The 24,375-nt window shown below is 60.4% G+C and carries 11 protein-coding genes; 5 read left to right on the top strand and 6 right to left on the bottom strand.

Annotation, left to right across the window (positions count from 1 at the left end; all coding sequences use genetic code 11):
* The first annotated feature begins 4 nt into the window (after positions 1-4).
* Complete coding sequence (locus tag ACR9Y2_RS27370) at positions 5-379, top strand: hypothetical protein (protein ID WP_435045052.1); 375 nt, start codon at positions 5-7, stop codon at positions 377-379.
* Here ACR9Y2_RS27370 and ACR9Y2_RS27365 read toward each other — a convergent pair.
* The 3 genes from ACR9Y2_RS27365 to ACR9Y2_RS27355 are packed head-to-tail and all read right to left on the bottom strand — an operon-like array spanning position 376 to position 4,665.
* Positions 376-1,005, bottom strand: a complete 630-nt coding sequence (locus ACR9Y2_RS27365) for a cyclase family protein (protein ID WP_435045051.1) — start codon at positions 1,003-1,005, stop codon at positions 376-378. The two genes, ACR9Y2_RS27370 and ACR9Y2_RS27365, sit on opposite strands and share 4 nt — an antisense overlap.
* 5 nt (positions 1,006-1,010) lie before the next feature.
* Complete coding sequence (locus tag ACR9Y2_RS27360; RefSeq protein WP_435045050.1) at positions 1,011-1,775, bottom strand: 3-keto-disaccharide hydrolase; 765 nt, start codon at positions 1,773-1,775, stop codon at positions 1,011-1,013.
* Positions 1,776-1,782: 7 nt separating this feature from the next.
* Complete coding sequence (locus ACR9Y2_RS27355; RefSeq protein WP_435045049.1) at positions 1,783-4,665, bottom strand: hypothetical protein; 2,883 nt, start codon at positions 4,663-4,665, stop codon at positions 1,783-1,785.
* Positions 4,666-4,848: 183 nt separating this feature from the next.
* Between ACR9Y2_RS27355 and ACR9Y2_RS27350 the strand changes: the two genes are divergently transcribed.
* The gene (locus tag ACR9Y2_RS27350; protein WP_435045048.1) at positions 4,849-6,219 is read left to right on the top strand and encodes a hypothetical protein; all 1,371 of its coding nucleotides are present in this window, start codon (positions 4,849-4,851) and stop codon (positions 6,217-6,219) included.
* Positions 6,220-6,229: 10 nt separating this feature from the next.
* On the opposite strand, the gene ACR9Y2_RS27345 is transcribed toward ACR9Y2_RS27350, so the two are convergent.
* Positions 6,230-7,150 carry an alpha/beta hydrolase gene (locus ACR9Y2_RS27345; RefSeq protein WP_435045047.1) on the bottom strand — a complete coding sequence of 307 codons (921 nt, stop codon included), beginning with the start codon at positions 7,148-7,150 and terminating at the stop codon, positions 6,230-6,232.
* Positions 7,151-7,232: 82 nt separating this feature from the next.
* Between ACR9Y2_RS27345 and ACR9Y2_RS27340 the strand changes: the two genes are divergently transcribed.
* Complete coding sequence (locus ACR9Y2_RS27340; protein WP_435045046.1) at positions 7,233-7,916, top strand: DNA alkylation repair protein; 684 nt, start codon at positions 7,233-7,235, stop codon at positions 7,914-7,916.
* A 56-nt stretch (positions 7,917-7,972) separates the two neighbouring features.
* A complete protein-coding gene (locus tag ACR9Y2_RS27335; RefSeq protein WP_435045045.1) occupies positions 7,973-8,398 on the top strand; it encodes a hypothetical protein in 426 nt (141 codons plus the stop codon).
* 91 nt (positions 8,399-8,489) lie between these two features.
* On the opposite strand, the gene ACR9Y2_RS27330 is transcribed toward ACR9Y2_RS27335, so the two are convergent.
* A complete protein-coding gene (locus ACR9Y2_RS27330) occupies positions 8,490-15,221 on the bottom strand; it encodes a hypothetical protein (protein ID WP_435045044.1) in 6,732 nt (2,243 codons plus the stop codon).
* A 693-nt stretch (positions 15,222-15,914) separates the two neighbouring features.
* On the opposite strand from ACR9Y2_RS27330, the gene ACR9Y2_RS27325 reads away from it, so the two are divergent.
* Positions 15,915-16,094 carry a hypothetical protein gene (locus ACR9Y2_RS27325; protein ID WP_435045043.1) on the top strand — a complete coding sequence of 60 codons (180 nt, stop codon included), beginning with the start codon at positions 15,915-15,917 and terminating at the stop codon, positions 16,092-16,094.
* An 806-nt stretch (positions 16,095-16,900) separates the two neighbouring features.
* Here the strand turns inward: ACR9Y2_RS27325 and ACR9Y2_RS27320 are convergent.
* Entirely contained in the window at positions 16,901-24,187 is a 7,287-nt protein-coding gene (locus tag ACR9Y2_RS27320; protein ID WP_435045042.1) for a putative Ig domain-containing protein, read from the bottom strand.
* Positions 24,188-24,375 lie beyond the last annotated feature (188 nt).

The raw sequence follows: 24,375 nt of genomic DNA, 5'->3' as shown, positions 1-24,375 counted from the left end.
GAGTATGCGATCGCGTTTTTTCGCTCTGATGGCCCTGCTGGCGTTCGCCTTCCCTGTGCTGGCCGACCCGCCGATGACTTCGCTGAAGATCGAAGTGAAGACCTACACCGAGAAGCCCATCGATCGCGCCAGCGTGATCGTGAAGTTCTCGCCCGGGCGGAACTACGTCAAGCTGGGTAAGCGGACCCACACTGCCTGGCAGATGAAGACCAACCAGGAAGGTGTGGCGAAGATCCCGCCGTTGCCGCAGGGCAATATTCTCATCCAGGTCATCGCCAAGGGTTACCAGACCTTCGGACAGACGTTTGAAGTGAACGAGGCGGAGCGCACCATCGAGGTGAAGCTCAACGCCCCGCAGCCTCAGGTCAGCGCCCACTAGGGCAAGGGTCGAATCAACGCCCGGGCCGGCGATCCGTCCGAGCCCGGAATCAGCAAAGGCAGACACACCAGTTCATACGAACCTGGCTCGACGTGTGTGAGCACCAGGCCTTCGATCACATAGATCCCCGCACCCAGCAGCACTACGTGGGTCTCGCGCAGGTCGTTCCGGAAGCCGCCCACGGACAGGTAGTCCACCCCGACCATGCGTACCTGGGCTGCCGCCAGCTTCAAGGCAGCTTCTTCCGAAACGTAGACGAACTCCTCGACGAATTCCGGGCAGGCCAGGTACTCCCGCGAGTTCCTCGTCTTGAATATCACCCGCGCACCAGGCGGCAGATCATCCGGCACGTGCCGCGCCCGCACGGCTTGCGGGTCATCGACATCCACGACAAGGGCCGGCCCCATCAAGGTGTCCAGCGGCATGTGCTCCATGCTCACGCCGCCGGCCAGGAAATGGCGCGGCGCATCGACATGCGTTCCGGTATGGGCGGTCATGCCGAGCACTGTGAGATTGAAGGGATCACCCCGCTCCAGCGACATCGTCTGCTCGACGCGGACCGGCGTGTCTCCGGGCCACACGACCATCCCGCTGCGGACTGGGGTGGAGATGTCGATCCAGCTCATGCGCGTTAACGTTCGGGGATCTCGCCCAGCGGACGCCAATAGATGTTGCGGAAAGCCACTGGGCCATGGTCGCCCTGCAGCATCAGGGAATTCATAGCAGCTTCTGGAATCTCCATATGCGCCCGTGTGCCTTCGGGCACTTCGACATCCCGCTGCACTTCCACTCCGTTGAACATCACCAGCAGGAACCGGGCGTTTTCCGTCTTCTTGCCTGAAGCATCGAACCGCGGAGCACGGAACCAGATGTGATACCGCTGCCAATTGCCCGGCGCCAGCATGGCATTCACCCTCGGAGCAGAGCCGCCCACGGGTCGATTGTTGATCCAGCGGTGATAGACCGCAGCGCAGTCGCCTGTGGTCAGATCCTGCGATCCGAAGCTGTCCAGAATCTGGATCTCATACAACCCCTGCAGGTACACACCGGAGTTTGCTCCCTTGGGAATCATCCATTCGATGTAGAGCTCCACATCGCCAAACTTCTGATCGGTGACGATGTTCTGAGTACGGCCGTTCTTCCCGTTCACCATGCGATCGCCCGAACTTCCGACAAAGGACAAGGCCTTCGGCGAGTACATACGGTCGAAGCGGATGCCGCGCGCCGCCACCCATTCATGCGGCTTCGTCGGATCCATGGCGTGCCATCCTTCGAGGTTGTTCCCATTCAGTAGAGGCTTCCATCCATCCTGGATGAGATAGGGCGCGTCCTGGGCCGACAGCCCGAGCGTCGCTACGAGGACGCTGGCGAAGAGGAGAAGACTACGTCTGAACATGGGGACATTATTTCACGGCGCCAGCAGGAGGGGGAGCGCTTTCATTGGGCGGAGGCGCCGCGGGCGGAGGCGGCGGCGGAGGCGGAACCTCGATCTGAACAGTCGCTACAAAGTAGGGCCGCGTCTGTTCAGGATCCGGGTAAAACCAGCCCGAGCCCTCGTTGTTCAGGATCTCGAAGTAGTACTGCAGATCCCAACGTGGATCCGTGTCCTCCGCGGTGAGCTGGAACAGGGCATGCTGCGGTGTCGCCTCCATCGTCTTCCAGGCCGCCAGTTGGTTCAACGGCCGGTAGTGCAGCCGCACTGTTTTCACGTTGTTGAAGGGATACACACGCAGCAGCAGTTGAATGGGCTTGCCGGCGAAGATCAGCCTGGGCGCGTTGTGCTCGATCGTGGGTTTGGCCACGGGATTGGGCCAGCGTTGGGGGATGGGCGGCGGCGCCGTGTTCTGCAGGATCAGGCCGCTGTACTGCCAGGCACCGTCCCGCATCGCCACTTCCAATACGCCTGACTGTGCTTTGACCGTGCTCTCATCCACGCTGCCATCCGGTTTCACGAGCAGCGCCTTGAACTCTTCGCCCTTCACTTTGACCCGAAAGATCTGCGCGCCAGCACCCTGGATGGAGTCGCCCAGCAGAAGATTCGACGGCAAATGCTTTGGATCCCGCGCCACAGCCCGAACTTCGGCATACGGCACCAGGGGAAGAGGATTCGCGGTTCGCTCGCCCGTCTGGACCCAGCCGTAGCCGCGCTGCTCGTCATAGAGCGTTTCCGGCGAGACTGCCGCGAAGCCGGCCAGAACATTACTCTGCTCGATCGAGCGGTTCTGGCGATAGCTGCTCTCGCGCGGCTCCTGAACAGCCGCTCCGAAGTCGAATCCGTAATCGGCCCGGCCATACTTCTTCCAAAGTTCCACTCGCTCTTTCAAGGTCTGAACGTCGTGCTGTGGATAGGCCACCTTGTCTTTCCAATGACCCACATCCTCAGGACCAAAAGCCATCTCAGGCGGATACAGTCCATCCGTCAGCTTCACCAGTTGCAGCCAGACCAGGAGCGCCCCGGACACCTCGCGCTGCGCCGCATACAGTGCATTCTCATCGCTGGTATGTTCGAACCACACCAGGTGATCCGCCGCCATCTGTTTGCGGCCGTGATAGCGGGCCAGCAGCGTCAGCACATCCAGATCAGGCTTTGTACCAGACCATTCCTGATGGCCATCACCCAGCACCGCCTGGGCTCGCGCGACCGCCTGCTCCGTGGCTAAGGCGTAGGCGTGAAAGTGTTCCGCCGTCTCCACCGCCGTCTGCTTGGCGGAGCCGCGCCCTTCCAGTCGATTCCGCGTGCGCTCTTCAAACGACGCGACATACCGCCAGTCGCTGGGCCGCACATCGGCGTAGGAATCGATCAGGCCGCCGGGATTGATCTCCGGCCAGATGTACATATTGGGATCGGCCAGATGCACCGCCACCAGTTCGTTCAGAAACTTACTGGCGTTTCGCGTAGCCTCGAACACATCTTTCCCCGCCGCCCCAAAGCGGCGCTGGAACTCGTCCATCCAAAGTCGCGCGGGCTCTTCGGGGTTGTAGCTGAGCCGGCCCCACAGCAGGTAGAACAGCCAGTACCTTTCCCATTCCCACTTCCAGAACACCCGGCTCTGCTGGCCCTCCGCGAAAACACCCCACTGTCCCGGGTGATTGCCAAAGCCCTTTTGCGCCAGCGGCGGATCAATCTCGAAGCCCGCCGCGCCGCTCATCGGGAACGTCGCCACTGCCCGCTTCACATAGTCCGGATCACCCCACATCAGCAGCCTGTGCGAGCCCAATCCCCACAGCTCCCAGTAGAACTGCCACAGCCGGGGCCGCTCCGAAACGGGCGGCTTCTCCAGGAAGTTCAGGAACGAATAGTTCGGCCAGGTCTCCGCCGGCGGATACGGCCGTCCAAGGTCTTCCGCCCAATACTTGGACGACAGCCGCAACGGGACCTTGGCACTCACCGCCGCCTCCATCAGCCCGGACTGCATCAGCCAGCCGCGCAGGTCCAACTGCACCAGCCGGCCCGTGTCACGCAGTGCTTTGAAGACGTAGTCACGGTAGAACGCCACCTGCCGGTCGGATGGGATACCCGACTCACCATTCGTCCGCATCTGCACGCTGCGGATGCCCGGACAGGCCTGCAGCACCATCTTCAACGCCGCGTAGGAGTACTGTCCGATGTTGTCGGGAGTCAACCCTTCCACGCTGGGCGTCATCCCGCGCTGGATGTCATGCTCCCAGACGCCCAGCGTGAAATCGATGCCGAACTCATTCGCGGTCTGCGCGATGAACTTGAGGGTCTCCAGGTTCTTTGCCCGCTGTTCCGCCGTCAGCCCCTTGGCGCGAACCTGCGGAAACTCCGGAACCTCCACCCAGAACGGATAGGGCGGCGCCAGGTAATCCGTCTGGTGCGCGAAGACCAAGTTGAACCGGTTGTAGCGGTTCCGCGCCAGCATCTCGAAGAAAGCGCGCCAGTGCTCGTGGTCGTAATACCAGCCGCGTTCCAATTCCTCGTTATGCAGGAACCAGCGAATTCCACGCATCTGATTGGGCGGATCGACCTTCGCCGGAGCCAGATGGCCCAGCCGCCGGATCTGTTCGGCCGCCTCCAGCAGTCCATACATCAGGCCGCGCTGGCTGCCGCCTCGGATGATATTGCCGGTGATCGAGAAGCCGTCGCCGGAAAGCACCATCGAGAACTCAGTGAGAATCTGGTTGCGTTCCGGAGCCAGGCCCCGGGCCTCCAGGGCCTTCCTGTACTCCGCCATGCCGAAGTCGAGCGGGCCCGCAGCCCGCAGCGCCCCACCAGCGGCCAGCAGGGCAATCGCGGTCTTGAAGAACCAGGAGGAGAGATGCACGGCGGCCTCCATTATAACGGCGGATCCAGGCACTCAGGCGGCCGGGCCGATGTTTGGAATTTCCGGATACTTCCCCAAAACATCCGTAAATTCAGCGCGAAGCACCACGGCAAATTGCTCGAATTCGGGAACCAGCGTGGTGTGGTCAGTGTCTCAATGCACAACAGTCCACATGGAGAAGCCATGCCCATAAGTCTTTCGGTCGTGGCAGGTTCGCGCCCGGTCGAGGACTTTGCGGAACCTGACCTGCCCTGGCTCCCGTTCGCAGCCTGCCTTGTGGCGGGACTGGCCGCTGCGGCACTCACCGCGCCCAGGCCGCAGCCCATGTCGGATCCCGCGGGCTGGACTCTGGCGAAAGCAGTCTTCACCGTGGCGATCGCCGCGGGCGCCACAGCGCTCGTGGCGCGGCTCACCCTGCCCTATTTCACTGCCTGCTCCGACGAACAGGCGTCCCGGCTCGCCTGGAGATCCGCGGCGATTGGCGTCTGGTTCGCCCCGATGGCCGCTCTCGCCACTCAGCAATCACTGCTCGCCCTGCCCGTCGCATTGGTGTGCGGCCTCGCCGCGGGCCGCCTGCTGCGCGGATCCGCGCGGCTCATTACGGAGCCGGCGGCCGCCAGGGATGACGATCCGGCCCCGATCTTCTCCGCACATTACCCCAGCCCCCTCACCCGTGAACTCGCCTATGCCATCGCCGCGGCGGCCACCCTGGAGTTCTCAGCGATCAGTGCCGTCGGCGGCCAAATCCTCGGTGCCGCGATCCTATCGGGTGTCGCGGCCTCTCTTATGGCTGCCTCGGCGCCGGATACTCAGGCCCCTGAGGAGAACGGCCGCGCGCCGCTCCGCTTCCTGCTCCAGGCCGGCCTGGCCCTGGTGTTGGCTTGTTTTGCACTGATCCCCCTTCCGGCATTCCGTGCCGTCAAGAGCCGAACCGTCGCGTCCCTCGGGCACGAAATGGCAGGCGGCCCATCCGGCGCGGATCTCATCTCCGGGGCCATCCTTCTGGCCGACAGCCGGAATGCGGCCAAGCTGACTATCCCAACTCCATCAGGCCGCGCGGGATCGGCCCGGCCTCGGGCAACCCCACCTTCGGTCCTGCCCTTCTCGGGTCTCTATTGGATCCTCTCGCCGCCTCACCGGCGCCCCTCAGCCAGTGCCCGTGTCTATCACGACTCACCCATCAGCTACAGCTTCACTGCCGGACATCACGGCTTCATCACGATGCAGGCCCACCAGCAACTGCCCGCCGCCCTTGATCCGCGTTGCTGCTCGGCCCTGGATGTGACCGTCGAGAGCGCCGACCCCCAGCCGCAGTCCGTTGCCTTGGAGGTCTTGCTGACAATCTCCGAACTCCGTAAGGCTCCTCGTCAGTCTCTCGGCGTGCAACGAGTCGACGGGACAGGTGAATCAGTCCTGCACTTCCCCATCCCAGCGCGCCCTACCATCGATAGCTTCGACCGCATCATCATTGATTTCCATCTGGGTGGCCGGAGGTTCAACCAAAGCGCCAACGTCGCCATCCGAAGCTTCACCTTCGTCCCCAAGGCCCGATGAGGCGCCCCCCTCAGTTCTGCGGCATCGGCTGCGGCTGCACCGGATGCGGCTGCCCCATCGGGAAGCCCGGCGTGTGCGCCAGAATGCCCAGGAAAACATCGATCTGGTCGTCCCAGAAATCCCACGAATGCACACGCGGTGAGATCTCCCGGTATTCGTACGGTATCTTCTTCGTGGCCAGCAGATCGACGAAATCCCGATTCTGCTTGATCAGGAAGTCCTGGCCGCCGCAAGCGATATACAGCAAGGGCATCTGACCCGCCGGAACCTTGTCCAACAGTTCGAAGGGATCCCGTTCTTTCCGCGCCGCTGAGTCAGCGGGACCGAACAGCGAGTTCATATCCTCGGTCCGCTTACGAGCCTCGGCCGTAGCAGTCGAAGGAACAGACATAGGCGCGCCATGCGAGATCGCCAGGGCTCCGCTGAAAGCGCCAATTGCCGCAAAGCGCCCCGAGTGCTTCAAGCCCAGGAACATCGCCCCATACCCGCCCATCGACAATCCGGCAACTGCCCGCGCACGCCGCAGCGGGATGCTGCGATAGTTGCTGTCGATGTAAGGAATCAGGTCCTTCACGACCATGTCTTCATACTTCGCGGCGGGATCGGCCGCGCTGTTCACATACCAGTTGCGGCCCACATCCGGCATCACCACAATGATCCCGAAGCGGCTCGCATAGGCGGAGACATTGGTCATGAACGTCCAGGCGGTGTTATCGTCGCCGAGCCCGTGCAACAGGTAGAGCACCGGGTATCGGCGAGTCGACTGCTGATAGTCCATGGGCAGGATCACGGTGCAGAGGCGATCGGCATTCAGCGAGTCGCTGTGATACCTGAGTGTCGAAACGTTGCGCGCCGCAACGCCTTTACTGACTTCGGCAGCCTGCGCGATGCCCAGCACGGCAACCAGGGTGAACAGAATTCGGTGAATCATGCTGAGGCGGAGTATATCGCACGGTGCCGCCGCTCATCCGGGCTGCTATCCTGTGCGGATATCGGGTATCGAGGAGGGCAGTATGAACCTGCAGGAAGTGATGCAGACACTCGAATCGCTGGGGACTGAGCAGGCCCGCAAAATCTATCGACGCCATGGAGCGGTCGATCCCATGTTCGGCGTATCGTTTGCCCATCTCGGCAAACTCCAGAAGAAGATCAAACGGGACCACGCATTGGCTGCCCAACTCTGGGCTACCGGCAACTTCGATGCCCGCGTGCTGGGGACAATGATCGCCGATCCCCAAGCCATGACTCCGGCGGAGCTCGATCGCTGGGTCAAAGACCTGGAAGGCGCTCCGCTCACGGATCTGTTCGGGAAGTTCGCCGCCCAGACGACCCATGCCCGTAAGATGCGAGAGAAGTGGATGAAGTCGAAAGAGGAGTTCACCGCCCAGGCCGGCTGGTTGCTTCTGTCCTACGCCGTTTCGGGCGGCGAGGATCTCTCCGACGACTACCTCAAAGAGACGCTCTCCTTCATCGAGAAGCACATCCATGGATCGATGAACCGGGTACGCCATTCCATGAACGGCGTACTGATCAACATCGGCGTCCACCGCGAGCCGCTCCGCCCGCTGGTGCTCGCTACCGCGGCCCGCATCGGCAAAGTCGTGGTCGACCACGGTGAGACTTCCTGCGAAACGCCGGATGCCGCGGCTTATATCGCAAAGACCTTGGCCCACTACGCCAAAAAGAAGAGAGCCTGACCGCATGACATTCTGACGGCTTGATCTATCCGAAGTGACTATCGTAGGATAGGAATATGACCAAGTTAGTCATGTTCACCCTCGGGGTGCTCTGCGCCCTTCCCTCGTTTGCCTTTGACCAGCCCAGGATTGTTGTCCTTGACCGTGCCAGAGACTTCGGACCCCACATCCGGCGCGCGGCCGAGAACCTGAAGCTGAACGTGGAATTCCACGAAACGCACACAACTCCGCACTTCACCGTGAATCTGGGCCCGAAGTTCGAGACCGTGGCGGCCCAGGTCATGCACCGCAAGGTCACGGGCCGGGCTGAAGATGCCAGGCTCGAACTCCGCGAAGCCGCAACCCGCAAGGTACTCACCTCGCATGAGTTCCGGATGGGCACAGACGACTCGTCGCGCCGGGCTGCGGCGAAGGAGTTTGTCCTGAAACTCCGCCAGCATTTGGACCCCGCGGAGCCGGCCGCCTTCGAAGTCCGGGAGTGATCCCCGGTTCGATCCGAAGAGTAGTTACCGCCCGCACGCCGACTCAGGTGTGCGGGCGCCGGTAGTCGAGGGCTCGGTGCAGTTAGTCTTCTTATGGGATCGTCCAGGTGCCTTTCTGCTGCCAGCCGGTGTCGCGGTTTATCGCATCCAGGGTCCGCAAGTAAGTGTTTTTGGTTCCGCTCATCGTGGATTTTAAGTTCACAGGAATACTCAGGTTGAGATTGCCAGCGCTGTTTTGCACCACCGTTCCGGCTGTGTTCACGGTACAGGCGGAACTGCTCAGCGCGGTCGATGACACGCCTGGCGTCACAGGCCCCAGGAAGAAGCCGACATCGGAGGAGTACATCCAAAGCCCATTGCCTGCGCGGTCATAGTGGACGAAGCAGAATGGCTGTCCACCCCCATCGGTTGCGGCTGCTACCAGGAATTCCTCCCAACCGAGTGCCGATCCGGTAAACCCTGCCGGGTCCGGGTAGGTCAGGATGAAGGTGGGATTGGCGCCAGTCCCACTGACTGGAGTCACCTCAAGTGCAGCCACCGGAGCGGCGACCTGCGTCCACATGCCACGCAGTACTGTCCCCGTATCGTAGTCGGTATTGTCCATGACCCGCATGTAGACATTGCGGGCAGCGGCGGCCTTGAAAACCACGCTCATGCTCACGGTGAGATTGGAACCACTGCCGGAGATCCAGGAGTCTCCTGTATTGAGCGCGCAGTGCGAACCCTGTAGTTCGCTGGAGACCACGCCCGGCGCAACCGGACCACGGAAGAAACCGAATACATCGGAGTAAAGCCAGAAGGCATTGCCCTGCACGTCATAGTGCAGGAAGCAGAAGGGCTGCCCACCGCCATCCGGAGCCGTAGCAAACAGAAGCTGCACCCACCGCAATTTGCTGTAACCTTGCGCTCCGGTGAAGGAAGCCTGGAAGATCTGCTCGGAGCCGCTGCCCGAGGAAGGGGTGACGCTCAAAGCGGCCGTCCCGCCGACGCTGAGTGGATCACCGGTCACATTGTTATTGGCATCGGCATCGCTCGCATTGGAGAGCGAGGCGATGTTGGTGAACGACGCGCCGGCCGCGGTCAAGACGGTAGCTTTGATGGTGATGACGCTGGACGCGCCAGCATTGATCGGGCTTGGATTCGTGCAAGTGACGACCTGCCCGGACGCGGTGCAGGCCCAGCCCGAACCAGAGGCGCTAACAAACGCGAGGCCCGCAGGCAGCGTGTCCGTCACGGTCGTGGCGCCTGTGTTGGTATTCTGACCCACATTGGTGACAGTGATCGTATACGTCGCCTGACCTCCGACAGCCACGGAACCAGCGTCTTTGAGCGAGATGCTGAGATCAGCATTGCCGAGAGGCAGAGAGGCTATGGGCACGAAGGAGTTTGCAGCCTTGCCATCGCCAACCTGCCCGTAGGTTTCCGACCCCCACGCATAGACCGTGCCATCGGCCATCACCGCAAGACTATGGTCCCCACCGGCGACAATCGAGGATACGTTCAGCGGCAGTGGGACCGGGATGGGCGGGAATCGGGTCGTAGTGGTTCCGTCGCCAATTTGACCTGAGGCGCTGTTGCCCCAAGCCCAGACTTTGCCTGTGTTCTGTAGCGCCATGCTGTGAGAACCACCGGCCGATATCGCCGCTATGCCGGAGAGCATGGAGACCGAAGTTGGCGCGGTAACGGGAGAGGAGCCCGAGTAGCCCAGTGCTGCCCGGCCGGACCCCCAAACCCAGACCGTCCCGTCCGTCTTTAGCGCCATGCTGTGGACATAGCCGGTCGCGATTGCCTTCACACCGGAAAGGCCTGGCACTTGCGTGGGCGTCGAATGCTGAGTAGTGGTGCCATCACCAAGCTGGCCCTCAGTGTTCCTACCCCAAGCCCAGACAGTTCCATCGGATTTGAGCACCAGTGTGTGCTCGTCACCTGCAGCGATGGCTGTCACCCCGGCAATTCCGGCAACCTGCAGCGGGGTATTGCGCTCAGTCGTAGTGCCGTCGCCCAACTGGCCCGAGTCATTCGCGCCCCACGTCCAGACTGTGCCGTCACCCTTCAGCGCAACACTGTGGAGATAGCCCCCAGCTACTTTGATGATTCCGCCCAGGCTGGCGATCTGCGCTGGGGTCGAGCGGTTGCTATTTGTGCCGTCCCCCAATTGCCCGTAGTCGTTGCCTCCCCAACTCCAGACTGATCCATCGGCTTTCACGGCCAGACTGAACTTGTCACCGGCGGAAGCCGTCAAAACGCCGCTGATCCCGCCGACTACTACCGGAGTGGAGCGCAGCATGGTGGTGCCATCACCCAATCCGCCATACTCGTTGGAGCCCCAACTTCTCAAGGTGCCATCCGTCTTGAGGGCAAGGGTGTGCACCCAACGCGCACTGGCGGAGGCGACCCCGCCAAGCCCTGGAACTATACTCGGAATTGCGCGCCGACTCGGAGCGCCCGTGCCCAGGGTGCCGTAGACATTGCTACCCCACGCCCACTGGGATCCATCATTCTTCAGCGCGATGCACCATCCGTCGTTGTAGTAGCCGGCCCCTGCCAAGGCGGCCACCCCGCTGAGCCCGGCAACCACCACAGGGGAGGTCCGATAGACATTGGTGCCATCCCCAAGTTGCCCGGAGCTGTTGTTGCCCCACGCTCGAACCGTACCATCGCTGAGCAGAGCGTAGCTCGCATAGGAGATACTGGCCACTACTGCCTTTACTCCTGACAGTCCGGCAACCTGAATTGGGGCCAAACGCGACGAGGAGGAACCATCGCCCAGTTGGCCGTAGAAGTTGCCACCCCACGCCCAGACTGTTCCATCGGCCTTGAGACCGAGGGAGTAGTCGTAGCCAGCCGAGAGAGCAAGCATGGCACTCAACCCGTTGATCTTCACAGGGGTCTTCCGAGTTGAAGTGGTACCGTCGCCGAGTTGGCCGCCTTCGTTGCTGCCCCAGGCCCAGACGGTGCCGTCTGCACGAATGGCCAGTCCATGCCGCCGCCCGGCCGAAATAGCTGTGATCCCGGAGAGGCCGCTCACCGCGGCAGGTGAGGATCGTGCAGTGGTAGTTCCGTCACCAAGTTGGTAGTTGGCGTTGTACCCCCACGCCCACAGTGTGCCATCTGACTTGAGTGCGAAGGAGCAGTAGATGCCGGCGGCGACCGAAACAACACCACTGATTCCGGGCACCTGAGTGGGTGTGAGGCGTTGCATGGTCGTACCGTCACCGAGTTGCCCATAGGAGTTATAGCCCCAGGTCCAGACGGTCCCGTCCGACTTTAGCGCAACGCTGTGATAGTAACCCGCGGCAATCGCGATGGCATTGGTAAGACCAGGAACGGGCACAGGAATGTTCCTGCGTGTAGTGGTGCCGTCGCCCAGTTGGCCGTAGCCATTTTCCCCGGTAGCCCACACAACCCCGTTCGATGCCAGACGAAGCTGATGGTAGTACCCCCCAGCTAGGGATGCCTGGTTGGCCCCTGTGCCCTGCAGCGATACCGGGGTGACCGTGGTAGCGGAGTTATTCGCCGCGTTGGCATCTCCGCTGGCTGTCACCGTAGCCGTGCTGGATACCGATGGGTAGGCCGCCGCACCGACCTTGGCCAACAGGAAGATCTCAACGACTTGTGCAGCGGCCAGCGGGTTGTTGCTGGCACAAGTGACTGTCTGCCCTGCGGCTGAACAAGAAAACCCGATGCCCGATGCGGAGACGTAGGTCAGTCCGGCAGGCAGTGTATCGGTGACCGTGACCGCTCCAGTTGTCGGCAAACCACCCAGGTTGGTGACCGTGATCAGATATCCGGCAGAACCGCCAACTGCGAAGGACGGCCCGGCTGTGAGGTTCAGTGCAAGATCCATGGGTGCTGGGGTGGCACCAATCACCGGAGTGACATGCAGCAGCGAGGTTCCGTTCCCCAACTGGCCGTAGCCTGAGTGGCCCCAGGCCCAAACGGTGCCGTCTGATTTCGCCGCCAGCGAGAACAGAGAACCTCCAGTGATAGAGGCCACACCTGTCAGCCCGGAGACCTGGACGGGCGTCGACCGGTTCACGGTTGTGCCATCGCCAAGCCTGGCCTTCACGTTCGAGCCCCAGGCCCACACCGTACCGTTGTTCTTAATTGCGAGGCTGTGGAGGGCTCCGCCTTGAATGGAGACGATTCCGGTCAATCCGCTGACCTGAACAGGCAGCAGGCGTTGGGTTGTGGTTCCGTCTCCCAGGCTGCCGACGCTGTTGTAGCCCCAAGCCCAAACAGTCCCATCGGTCTTCAGAGCGAGGGAGTGACTGTCCCCGGCGGCAACGGCGGCCACCCCGGTGAGATTGCTGACTTTCGCCGGGAGGATGTGCTGCGTGGTAGTGCCGTCTCCCAGGGAACCAGAAGAGTTATTCCCCCAAGCCCAGACGGTGCCATCGTTCTTTAACGCAAGGCTGAAATTGAAACCGGCAGCCACTGCTACTACCCCGGTGAGACTGCTCACCTGAACCGGCGCCAAACGTGTTGTCGTCGTCCCGTCACCCAATTGTCCACTTGAATTCGAGCCCCAGGCCCAAACGGTGCCGTCGTTCTTCGCGGCCAGGTTGTGCCCGGCGCCGGCGGAAAACGCGATTACACCCGCCAATCCACTTACCTGGACGGGGAGGGGACGATCGATTGTTGTCCCGTCACCAATCCGGCCCAGGTTGCTGCCCCAGGCCCACAAGGTTCCATCGTTTTTCAGCGCCAGACTGAAAGAGGTGCTCGCTCTTACAGCGGTGATCCCACTCAGGCCGCTGACCTGTACTGGGGCCAGACGCTGAATGGTGGTTCCGTCTCCCAACTGACCGTTGGAGTTGTCACCCCAAGCCCAGACCGTCCCATCCTGCTTGCGCGCCAGGCTGTGTTGGTACCCGGCCGCCACGGTCGAAACTCCGCTTAGGGCGGCCACCTGTTGGGGCACGGGCTGTATCACCTTAGACCCGAGTCCGAGTTGGCCCTCCTCCTCGAATCCCCATCCTCGGATGGAACCATCCGACAGCAGTGCAGCCCCGGTGCGCGTACCCGCTGCTATGGCGACTGCGGTTGCAATGCCGGTGACCTGTCCTGGCACCAATGACTGGCTCATGATCCCGTTACCCAGTTCTCCACGTGTGCCAATGCCCCAGGACATCACCGAGCCGTCGCTCTTCAGGGCAAGACTGAAGTAGTCGCCACCCGCAAGCCCAGTCACACCGCTCAGTCCGCTGGTCTGCACGGGGGTGGTCCGGCTGACCTTGGTCCCGTCCCCAAGCTGTCCATAGCTGTTTTGCCCCCACGCCCAGACCGACCCGTCTGTTTTGACTGCCAGGCCGTGATATGTGCCAGCAGCAACCGACTTGGCGCCAGTCAGGCTTGTTACCTGAACTGGAGTCAACTTATTTACCTGGCTCCCGTCTCCAAGCTGCCCACTGAGGTTGCCGCCCCAAGCCCAAACAGTTCCGTCGCTCTTCACTGCTAAGCTGAACCCTCCCCCTGCTGCAATGCCGATCACGCCCGTGAGCCCACTGATTTGAAGGGGGGTGATTCGATTCGTAAGCGTCCCATCTCCCAATTCTCCGGAGTAGTTGCCGCCCCAAGCCCAAACTGTGCCGTCGAGCTTCAGCGCCAGCATGTGATTGCTCCCGCTCGCCACCTTGGCCACACCAGAGAGCCCAGGCACCTGCACCGGCGTCAGCCGGTCGGTGGTCGTCCCGTCTCCCAACAAACCGCCGCTGTTGCTGCCCCAGGCCCAGAACGTGCCATCCGCCTTCACGGCATAGCTACGCGCGGTACCTGCCGCGACTGCGACCACGTTGGTCAACCCGCTCACCTGCACCGGGGTCGTGCTGTCCGTGGTCGTCCCGTTGCCCAATTGGCCGGATGCATTTGCCCCGTAAGCCCAAACCGTGCCGTTCGCATTGATCTTCAGGCCATGGTAATAGGACTGCGAAATCCAACCCATACCCGCCGCCAGCTTGGGCGTGGCACCTGTCGCAGAGCCCAAGCGGCTCTTCCCCGCCACTCCGGCGTTCCCCGCAGCACCTTGAACCGAATCCGGCGCTGCGTCGTGTCCGCTTTCGCGCCCCTCATCCGAACTCGCTTCGATCCAGGCCACCGCCCAGCCCGCAGCCACATCGAGCACCTTGCCGGTCGTGGCGATGCTCGCAGCAGCCAGACCGGTCTCCTCTACGTTGATTGCTCCCTCGCGCCACACGACCAATCGCTCGCGGAGATCTACTCCTGGCCACGCGGCGCTGTTCCGCAACTCAGCCGGATCCCGCTCGACAATCCTGCCCCCACGCCACTCAATCTCACCCTTCAGCCGCAAGCCCTCGATCGCCACCGGCCGCATCAGCAACCGCTGCGTCTCGGCAGGCGCCACACCTTCCCAGTTGCCGCCAAAAGCCAGTACCGTCCCATCTCGAGTCAGGGCCGCACTGAACCGCGCACCAGCGGTGATAGAGACGATACCCTTGAGCCCAGGCACCTCTTGCGGCCTGAGCTGGGGCAGTAATGTTCCGTCGCCCAGTTGCCCCTCAAGATTTCCACCCCAAGCCCAAACCGTCCCGTCCGCCCGCAGGGCCAGCGAATGCTGCTCACCCGCAGCCACCGCGATGACCTCGCTCAGTCCTTCCACCTCGCGCCAGCCGTCCACTGGCTTGTCGTCACCGGTTCCCAACTGTCCGTAGGTGTTGTCACCCCACACCCACACCTTGCCGGCGCCGGTCAGTACCATCACGTGGTGTCCCGTGGCCGGAATGGCCAGCCGCTTGGCTCCCTCGATCCTGGCAATCTCCGCCACCGGATAGTCCGCCTGTCCGCGATCGGCCGTCTCCTGCACTAGAAGAATGCTTCGAGGCGCGCGCTGTGCGGCGACAGGAGTCAAGCTGAGAAGCAAGCAGAGGGTTGCCGGAAAGACCAGGTTTATCCCGTTGGTGCGTGAGCAAGAAGTTGACATTGGGTTCCTTTGGAGGCGAGGCGCAGGCCGCGCACACCGGTGTTCAGAGATTTAGACTTTTTCATCCGTTTTTAGGGACATTAATTACGCTACACGTCGACCTCGGGCTGGAACGGAAGCGCGTGAGCACTCCCGGTGGGGGCTCTGTGCATGGCGGATGCCGGCACGGCGCAACACGCAGCGCAGCTGCGCCTCCGGCTCGAGGCCGTTCCGATGTGAACGGATTGAGCGGACCGGGCAGAGCCCGCGGTGGGTTTGTTCACTCAGATTCCGTGGTTGAGTCGATTGGAGGTGGCAGTGGGTTTGTTCACTCAAATCCTGCAGTTGGGTCGATGAGGGGTGCCAGTGGGTTTGTTCACTCAAATTCCGTGGTTGATGTGTCGGTTTGGCTTTGGGGTGGGCCGGGTTCCTAATCGGCACTGGCCGGGTGCGAAAGTGGGTTTGTTCCCTCAAATCTCGAAGTTGATGCCCTTCCGGGCGGGTGCAGCCCGCCAAAGAGGTGAAAGACGGGTGTGGTTCTGAATGGCTTTGTTCCTTCCCCGCGGTTGGATTGGAGACCAGGAGGCTGCGCAGGCGGTGAGCGATTTGCTTCTGGAGAGCGTCGTTGCGGGCGCTTTGGAGACTGGTGGTTTCGCCGCGGCTGGGTTGGGGTTCGCAGTCGAACTGGAGGTCGAGTGCTTGGGCGCGGAGGGCGGAGGTGCGGCTGATCTCCCAAGCGATGATGGCAAGGTCGCGGATCAGGGTTGGCTCGAATGAATCGGCGGGGCCGCCATGTTTGGCGGAGTGGCAACGGAATCGGGCATTGCCTATGGGCGTGGTGGGTCTGCGCGGGCGCGCTTCGTCCATGTGCGCTTGTTCTAATCCCGATCGATCTTGCATAATCCACCTCGGCCGCAATTGTAGGGGAGGGGTGGAAGGAACCAGTTCCCGCGGCGGGCGCTGCGGGACAGGTATGTCCATGCTTTTTCATGGCTTTACGGGGTGTTAATAAAAATGTCGAAACCGTGTGACCGAATTGGACGGGGACGGAGAATTGCGGGTGAGCTCGAGATTGGGGCTCTGCGCGGGTGCTCGCCGGAGAGCCGCAGTGCTGGATGGAAAGGTCATGACGATGCGGCAACGCGGGCGGCGGGAGGTTTCAAGATCAGCAGTCTGATCGGGGCGGTTGTTGTCCGATTCCCAACCGCGTATTGCCTTGGATCACTCTCCACGGACACGGCTCCAGGATCGGTTCAGAAATCGGGACGTCCGGATGTGTCCTGGTCGCAGCTTCTTTGAGCGATTCAGGATAGCCGATGCTTGTATGCCGTCGACGCCCGACGAACCGACAATCATTCAGTCCTCGACCGTCAGGCTTCGGCCCTCTACACCCTAGAGTTCAACGGAGTGGCCATCCGGTAGGCGGCCTGCGTGCGGAAGTCGAGTGGCCGGCGGTGGAAAGTGACAAAGCCATGGCTGCCCGCCAATCCGCGCGGCCGAGAACGGATGTTTCTGAGTGAAAATGCCGAGTGAGCGATCAGGAGGTCCCCTGACCTGCCCGGCCCCCCATGCCTTGCGATTTTCTACTTGATCATGCACTCTATTTTTGGTCGATCCGGAGGCGGAACTGGGGGGAGTTCCATGGCTTCTTCTCCAGCGGCCCAATGAAGCAAATAGAAAGCAATCTGTTTATAGTTAGCTGCGACACACCCGGTCACCTTTTTGATGATGGCTGATTGCCTTATTGAATTCTTCAGATTTGTGACATACTCACCCAGGGCCGAAGCGCCGAGTGGGTCATTAAAGTACCCAGGGTTGTTGTCTGCATAACGATAGAGGTAAGGTGGCAGGGGATCCTCACCGACGAAGCGCCCCACGAGGTTGCTGTACCAGCGTGCACGAAAATACCACAATCCCAGATTCTTGTCGAATTCACGACCAGTGAACAAGACGTCATTCTCGCTCCCAGTATTGGCCACGACGCTCACGCGTCCGAAACTGTCGTAAATGTAGCGACTGAGCACGGAGGTATCATCGGCCACGAGTCCCCGGACAGTGCCCACTTGGTCTGTTGTGAACCAGCGGGTCTGCCCGCCCGACTCGTCAGCCAGGATTCCGTCGATTGAAGAGGTGAATAGTCGGCGACTTGCAATCAGCCCCGCGTCGCTCATCTTCAACACAGGATTCAGTCCGTCATAGACGAAATGCGTCGTACCTGAAGTGATTCTGCGATTAAGAGAATCGTAACCGTACCCAGATCGCCGCTGCTCCACACCTGCCGAGTTCTTTTCTATTGCTGTCGTCATGCGGTTGCGATGATCATATGAGTATTCAGTCCACGTCCCGTCGGCTTTCGCGACTCGCCTCACCTGGCTCCCCTCATCATCGTATTCATAAGTGTACGAACTATCGTCTGTGAGCCGGCTCTTCGTGTAGCTGTACGATGGGCTCAAATGGCTAATGATTCGATTTCCGACCTCATCGTAATTGTATGTTTCATTTTGTTGTATTGAGGTGTTCGCATGAACCGCACTCAGCAATCGCCGCAACTTGTCGTAAGTGTAGTTGTGCGCTCCCTCCTTGTCTGTCATCGTAAGTACATTTCCGAGAGCGTCCCGTGCAAATGTCATATCGTGTATGACGCTATTGTCGGATGCCTTGCGGTGCCGGATAGCGGTCAAACGCGCCGAGCAGCCACCGCACTCATATTCGTACTTCGTATTGGCTACGGATTGGGTTCCAGCCAAATCGGCGTATCGCCGCATTTCCGTCAGCAAGCTTGCAGCGCTGTAAACCAAGTCCACTCGCTTCTCATTCACCCCCCCTCCTGATTGTGTTACGCGGCTCAGCCGATCGAGGGGATCGTAGGAGTACCCAGTCATGCCGCCTAGCGAGTCTGTGACGGAAATCGCGTTGCCATTCGCATCATAGGCATAACTCATCAGGACGCGCGGCACAGAGGGCGTCCCCTGGTTGTCTACCGACTCAAGTTGCCCCAATGACGTGTATGTGAATGTTAGCTTGCTTGCGGGGTCGGCGGCCGAAAGGAGTGCTCCTGTCGAGTCGTAGCTGTAGGTGGTCACCCTCGGTGGAGTCGTATCCCAAGTCTCCTTCACCACCCGGTGATTGGCGTCATACTCGAAGTCGATGCGCCGGCCGATGCGGTCCACTCGGGACAGAAGATCGCCGGCAGCGCTGTAAGTCAGCTTAGTTGCCTTCCCAAATGGGTCGGTCACCGTCGTTGCGTAGCCATTGCTGTCGTATGCCCACTTCCAGGTGCTTCCAATGGCGTCGGTCATTCCGATTCGCTGGCCCGCAGCACTGTACTGGTACTGCGTTACCCCATTCAGAGGATCCTTCACAGAAGTCAGGTTGCATGCCGCATCATAGCCATACGTCGTCTGATTACCGGCCGCATCGGTCTCGGAGGTGACCAAATCACACGCTCCGTAGGTATACGTCGTCGTGCGACCGCCCGGATCCGTCGCAGTCAACTTGTTGCCGCGAGCATCATACGTGAAGCTCTTGACGTTGCCCCCGGGGTCCTTCTCCGACAACAGGTTGTTGTTCGCGTCATACGTCCGCACAGTCTCCACGTAATTCGTGGCATCCAGGAATCGACGCTCCGTCACAACATTCCCCCGATCATCGGAGTACAAATCCGTCCGGAAGCCACGGGCATTGGTGGCCGAGAATACGCGGGCCACGGTGTCCGAAGTGAACTGAATGCAACCAGCCAGTGTCACGACATTCCCGTTGACGTCACATTGCGCCACCATGCGCCCCTGAGCGTTGAAGACGGTCCGAACGGCCGGGCGATTCAGGGGATCGAGGATCTTTGTCAGATAGTGTGGGAATTTTGAGTTCTCGTAGAAGTAGCTGACCTTGTCCCCAGATTGATTGGTGAAATCGGTGAGGTTGCCTGCGACGTCATAGGAGTACTTCAGAGTCTTGCCTGAGGGATCATTCACCGTGGTGATGCGTCCGGAGACATCACGCTGGAACGTAATGGCGGAACCCCAGGAGGTCGTAACGCCGGTCGACGCCACGCTGAGCCAGTTGCCGTTTCTGTCTTCCAGGCGCTTCATCGCCCCGCCGTCGATCGTGTACTTCAGGCCGGTCTTTGTTGTGAGCAGGAACTGCGTTGGTTTCGCGCCAAAGAGATTGCAGGAATAGTTACCGGCTGAACCAATCATCATTGGGCAATCCAAGGCAGCCAAGGTGTCGCTTACGCCTGGATCAGCGGCATACGCCGTGTCGAACACTGGCAAGATTGACATTCTGGTTGGAGCCAACGTGAACTTCACTCGACGTCCATCCGGGAGTGTCAGGAAGACGTTTCCGCTGGCATCCTGGCGTAGGTCGATGTCGGTAAGGGCCAGGCTCCAGCCCACACCGAAATCGCCCGTCTCCGTCCGCCGGGAGTCGTACTTTCGTCCAATGCTGAGCGGGAAGGAAATGCCTGGCAGCACCAGATCCTGGAAGGCGAGGGTAAACGCACCCATCTTCAGCTGCCCAGTGTTGACCAAGACTTCGATCTCCATTGAGCTCGACTTCGACTGATCGCGTGCAACGAGCATCAGGCGGTAGGGGTTGTTCAACAGAAGAGTCGCGGGGAACGAAGCCAGCGGCTGGTTTTCGATGGACTCGGTCCCCTTGGCTAGTTCAAGCCAAGTGCTTGAGCTGATGGAACGATACGACAATGTCCAATCGCGGAGGTTCTCATCCTTGGCGGTGCCATAAATCGTGATATCGCCATTCAAGGAAGAGCCGCTGAGAGGAGAGAGGATTTCCGCCGTCGGAGGTGTGTTGTCCAATGGCGAGACTGTTATTTGGAAATCAACTTGGCCCGTCTTTCCGGTTTGGTCTGCTACACGCACAGAGACGGAATGCCCCCCAATCTGAGAGGCGGTGGGCGTCCATTGGACTACACCCGTCGCGGGGTGGATCGTCATTCCTGAAGGTGCAGTAGGCAGCGAGAAGGTAAGAACATCCCCGGCCGCCCCAGGGATCGCATCAAAATCAACCGCGTACAGAGCGGCGACAGTCGCCTTTGAAGGAGGCACAGTTGAGATGACTGGCGGACCAGCCGGTGGGCCGACATTCAGTGTGAATGCTTGCGTGGCGGACAGGCCTCCGGAGTCGGTGACTTTGAGTGACACCGCCTGAGGACCAAGAGAGGCAGGCCCTGGCGCCCAGGTTGCCAACCCGGAACGCGCGTCGATCGCCATCCCGGCTGGAGAACCTGTTAGGGCAAAGACCAACGTCTCCTGTGGGTCTGGATCGGAGGCAATCACCTGATAGGAATACGCACGTGCTGCACGCGCAGCAAGAATAGGCGTCGAAACAATCCGTGGTGCCCGATTGCCTTTTATGACCGTGATGCGGAACGTCTGCGAAGCTGACGCGCCGCTGAAGTCGCTCGCGCGGATGGTCGCGCTCGCCACTCCGATCTGCGTGTAAGCAGGGGTCCACTGAACCAATCCGCTGTTCGGGTTGATGATCATTCCCGCCGGACCGGAGACGAGAGTCCAGGCAAGAAGCTCGCCATCAGGATCACGGCCGATCGCCGGGTAGCTATAGAGATCCCCGGTCGCCCCGCCGGATGGAGCAGTCGAGATGATCGACGGCGGTGTGTTGACAACCTGAAGTTCGACGAATACGCGGTAGGTCTGCTCCGCCGTTCTTTTGCGGCTGTCCTGGACCAACACTCGAACCGTACTGTAGCCGGCGAGTGCATTGGTCGGAGCCCATTGGATCAGCCCCGAAGTTGGATGAATTGTCATCCCAGCAGGTGGGCTGGTAAGAAAGAATGAAAGTTTGTCTCCCGGGTTCGGGTCCTGGACAATGACCTGATAAGCGTAGGCTTGGCCGGCGATCGCGCGCGTAACAGGCACCGAAAGAATCGTCGGCGCCTGATCACCACGCTGAGTTTGCAGGGGCCCTGTCGCGCTCAGTTCCGAGCCGTCACCGGACTCCCGGCCCGATCCATCGATCCAACGAACAAGGTAGTAATAGGTCACTCCCCCGGCAGCCGTGGTGTCATCCCAGACTTGGCCCTGGTACCCGGCCTTCAGTTTTTGAGGCGCACCTTGTGCTCCGGCCCGGCGATAGATGTTGTAAGAAAGAGCTCCCGCGATTGCGCTCCATCGGAGCTCAATTGAGGACTCCTTCGCTCGGACTCTCAAGTCGTCGACAGTGGGAAATGGTCCGGATCCTAAAAGGACATTCGCCCCCGCCTTATTGTTTGTCTCGTCACCCTCGTTAATGCTGCCCTTGCCGGTGCCGTCGTCGTCGGCGACAACCACGATGGGGTGCAACCCAACAGCCGGGTTGTTCCAGGTGATTTTCACATCCTCGTATTCGCCAGGTTCTAGTGGTTTGGTGGTCCGGGTGGTGCCGATCAAGGTTCCGCCGGAAGCCGGGTCGCCATGATAGAAAGAGACTGGACACGCCGAGCTCTTGGTCGCTGATGCTCCCAAGCCAGTAGAGATGGACACCTGAAACTGGCCAGAATTGTTTGTCCATTGCGTGCCATCCATGGTTCCGACAAATAGCCGAGTGGCCCCAGCCGGCGCTTCGAATATGACTTGCTCCCCCGTTTGAGTTCGTCCGTCACCAATGAAAAACATCTGCTTCAGTTCAGGGGCAACTCGGTTGGAGAGCGGATGAAGTACGAATGGCGCCGGTGCAGGACTGAGGTCCGGCCTTCCTGGCCCCAGGAATACGCCGATCAATGAGTTGAGCGGGGCACTCAGGTCAGATAGACCGTTCTCTGCTCCGTTAGCGTGGGGGTACGAGTCGTACCCCCTGGGAGCATCGCCACCGCATCCGCCCGGAGTGTTATTAACGCAGCCTGTAACCGCAAATGTCAGTTCGCTCTTTGAGGCGATTGATATCCCGACAACCTCAACGGGAGACTGAGCGGGCGCAGAATCGGAAGAGCTGGCAGTCGAGCCATCTGGCATGCCAGCAAGCCAAGGATCGCTGGTGCCTGGGACGACGACCGACACAACCGAATTGGCCGAAATACTGCCAGATCCACCATTCCCTATACGAGCGCCCAGTTCGACCGAGGTCGGGAACCTCGCATCATTCTTACTGATGAATGAGGGAATCAAATCCGGAGCGGCTGTGGCTTTCTCGGGCTGCAGGAACGTATTCAGTCGAAAGTTGTTAAGGCCCGGGATCAGCCAGTTTGCCTGTTCGTTGCGCGGGATCGTCCCGTCGTCGTTGATGTTGGTGATGTGGTAGGTGTGTTGGTTCCAGATGTTGCGCGTCTTGACCCAACTATTCGTCCCGCTCGCCAGTACGTAGATTCCATTCTGCGTCCCATATCCGCCTGAGGAATTGGCAGGAGCAACGATATTGGCCGCGCCATCTCCGTCGACATCGACCACCAACGGAGTCTCGTATGCTGTGGCACTGCTCTTGGGCTGTTTGAAGAGCTCCGTCCCGTCCGCTCCTCGATACACTCGCAGGTATACTTCATCGGCATAGACAACCTCTGCCGCCCCGTCGCCATCGAAGTCAAATACTGATGAGCCCGTGACTCCCGACGAACCGTCTTGGATGAGCGCTTTCCAGAGCAGAGCGCCGTCGCTGGTGAACACGCTGTAGTACGTCGAGCCTGAAACGCCGATTTCGAGCTTTCCGTCCCCGTTGAAATCAGCGACTGTTGGCGGGCCGCCCAAGCCCCCGCTAGGAAGCGGCACTGGACCCCATTTGACCGTCCCATCATGTTCGAGCAGGGAGACATTGCCGTGGGCTACCAAAACTATCTCTGGAAATCGATCGCTATCAAAATTCGCTACGGCGTTAAAGCCATCATTCAGGGAGGGGTTGTTCCAATAGACGGATCCGTCCGCACGATAGACTGTGTGTCCAGCCAGAATCTCGAGATTCCCATCCAGATCTAGATCCGCTGGGACTGACAAAGACCCAAACCCGCCGTCGCCTTGGCCCAGTTGACCAATCCACCGTAGTGACCCGTCGCTATTTACGACCATCGCTCCGAATACCAGCTCAGGTCGTCCATCGTGGTCGAGGTCAGCAATTGACGGTGCGCCCCAGGAGCCATTCCAACCACCTCCAGGTACCGGGGGCCCGCGCCATTTGAATTTTCCATCGTGCTCAAATGCAATCAAGCGATTGTCATGAGCAACGGCAATGATTTCTGGCCTATTGTCACCATCGATGTCTCCGACGGCCACGCCACTAAGAGCGCTGAGTTGATATGTTGCATCGACGATGGTCCAAATCTCTTGACCATCAATCCCGCTGATCACTCGGAGATTCCCCCCACTCGGAAAGTCCGAGTAGGTCGTGAATACCACATCGGGAACGCCGTCCCCATTGACGTCTATGACAACGGGTGGCATGCATACTTGGTTTGAAGCAGGCAGGACCGAGAAAACATCCTTCTTCCACTTCAGAATGGGGTCCAGTGTACTTATCGGAGGAACAAACTTGCTGGCCTGCCCCGTGTTGCGTCTGTTATTGGTTCTATCCGAATCCTGGATCAACCTGTCCGCATCCGCGACTCCGTAGATCAGGTTGCCCTTGAAGGTTACGACACCGCTCAGTGGGACAGCGACGGTGGCCGTTCCAGCAGCAGGCAGTCCTGCCGTAAACGTAACCGAGCCTAACAGCGCATCCGTGGCGGCATCATACATCTGATTGGCATTGCGGTCTTCGAAGGCGATGACCTTGAATGGCTGCACGACAGCCCCGCTACCGAGGTTCTTCAGCGTAACACCCAGGTTCCCGGCGACCACCAATGTCTGGCTGTCGGTCACAACTGAGGTGGTGCTCAATGCCGTGAGAGCGATGTCAGTGGTGCTTTGGCCAAGTGAGGGCACAGCGGTCACCAATAAGGCACATATGCTCCCGGCGAGGGCGAATGGGCTTCTATATGTCATCGTGTGCTCCCTTGACGCTCGTGATCCCGGCAATTCTTACGGCTTCCACACTCGGACGGACTGGAACGGCCTGAGTCAACTGCGGCGATGCGAATCGCCCATCGCGATGCCTCTGCAGATAGCTGGCACTCGATGCG

Origin of the sequence: Paludibaculum fermentans, assembly GCF_051172195.1 — a bacterium.
GTDB classification, from domain to species: Bacteria; Acidobacteriota; Terriglobia; order Bryobacterales; family Bryobacteraceae; genus Paludibaculum; species Paludibaculum fermentans_A.
This window is presented reverse-complemented; position numbering and strand designations above follow the sequence as displayed.

What these genes read in the sequence shown, in the direction of transcription:
- ACR9Y2_RS27350 (WP_435045048.1), top strand. Translation starts at nt 4,849, where the DNA reads ATGCCCATAAGTCTTTCGGTCGTGGCAGGTTCGCGCCCGGTCGAGGAC.
- ACR9Y2_RS27360 (WP_435045050.1), bottom strand. Translation starts at nt 1,775, where the DNA reads ATGTTCAGACGTAGTCTTCTCCTCTTCGCCAGCGTCCTCGTAGCGACG.
- ACR9Y2_RS27345 (WP_435045047.1), bottom strand. Translation starts at nt 7,150, where the DNA reads ATGATTCACCGAATTCTGTTCACCCTGGTTGCCGTGCTGGGCATCGCG.
- ACR9Y2_RS27335 (WP_435045045.1), top strand. Translation starts at nt 7,973, where the DNA reads ATGACCAAGTTAGTCATGTTCACCCTCGGGGTGCTCTGCGCCCTTCCC.
- ACR9Y2_RS27365 (WP_435045051.1), bottom strand. Translation starts at nt 1,005, where the DNA reads ATGAGCTGGATCGACATCTCCACCCCAGTCCGCAGCGGGATGGTCGTG.
- ACR9Y2_RS27370 (WP_435045052.1), top strand. Translation starts at nt 5, where the DNA reads ATGCGATCGCGTTTTTTCGCTCTGATGGCCCTGCTGGCGTTCGCCTTC.
- ACR9Y2_RS27340 (WP_435045046.1), top strand. Translation starts at nt 7,233, where the DNA reads ATGAACCTGCAGGAAGTGATGCAGACACTCGAATCGCTGGGGACTGAG.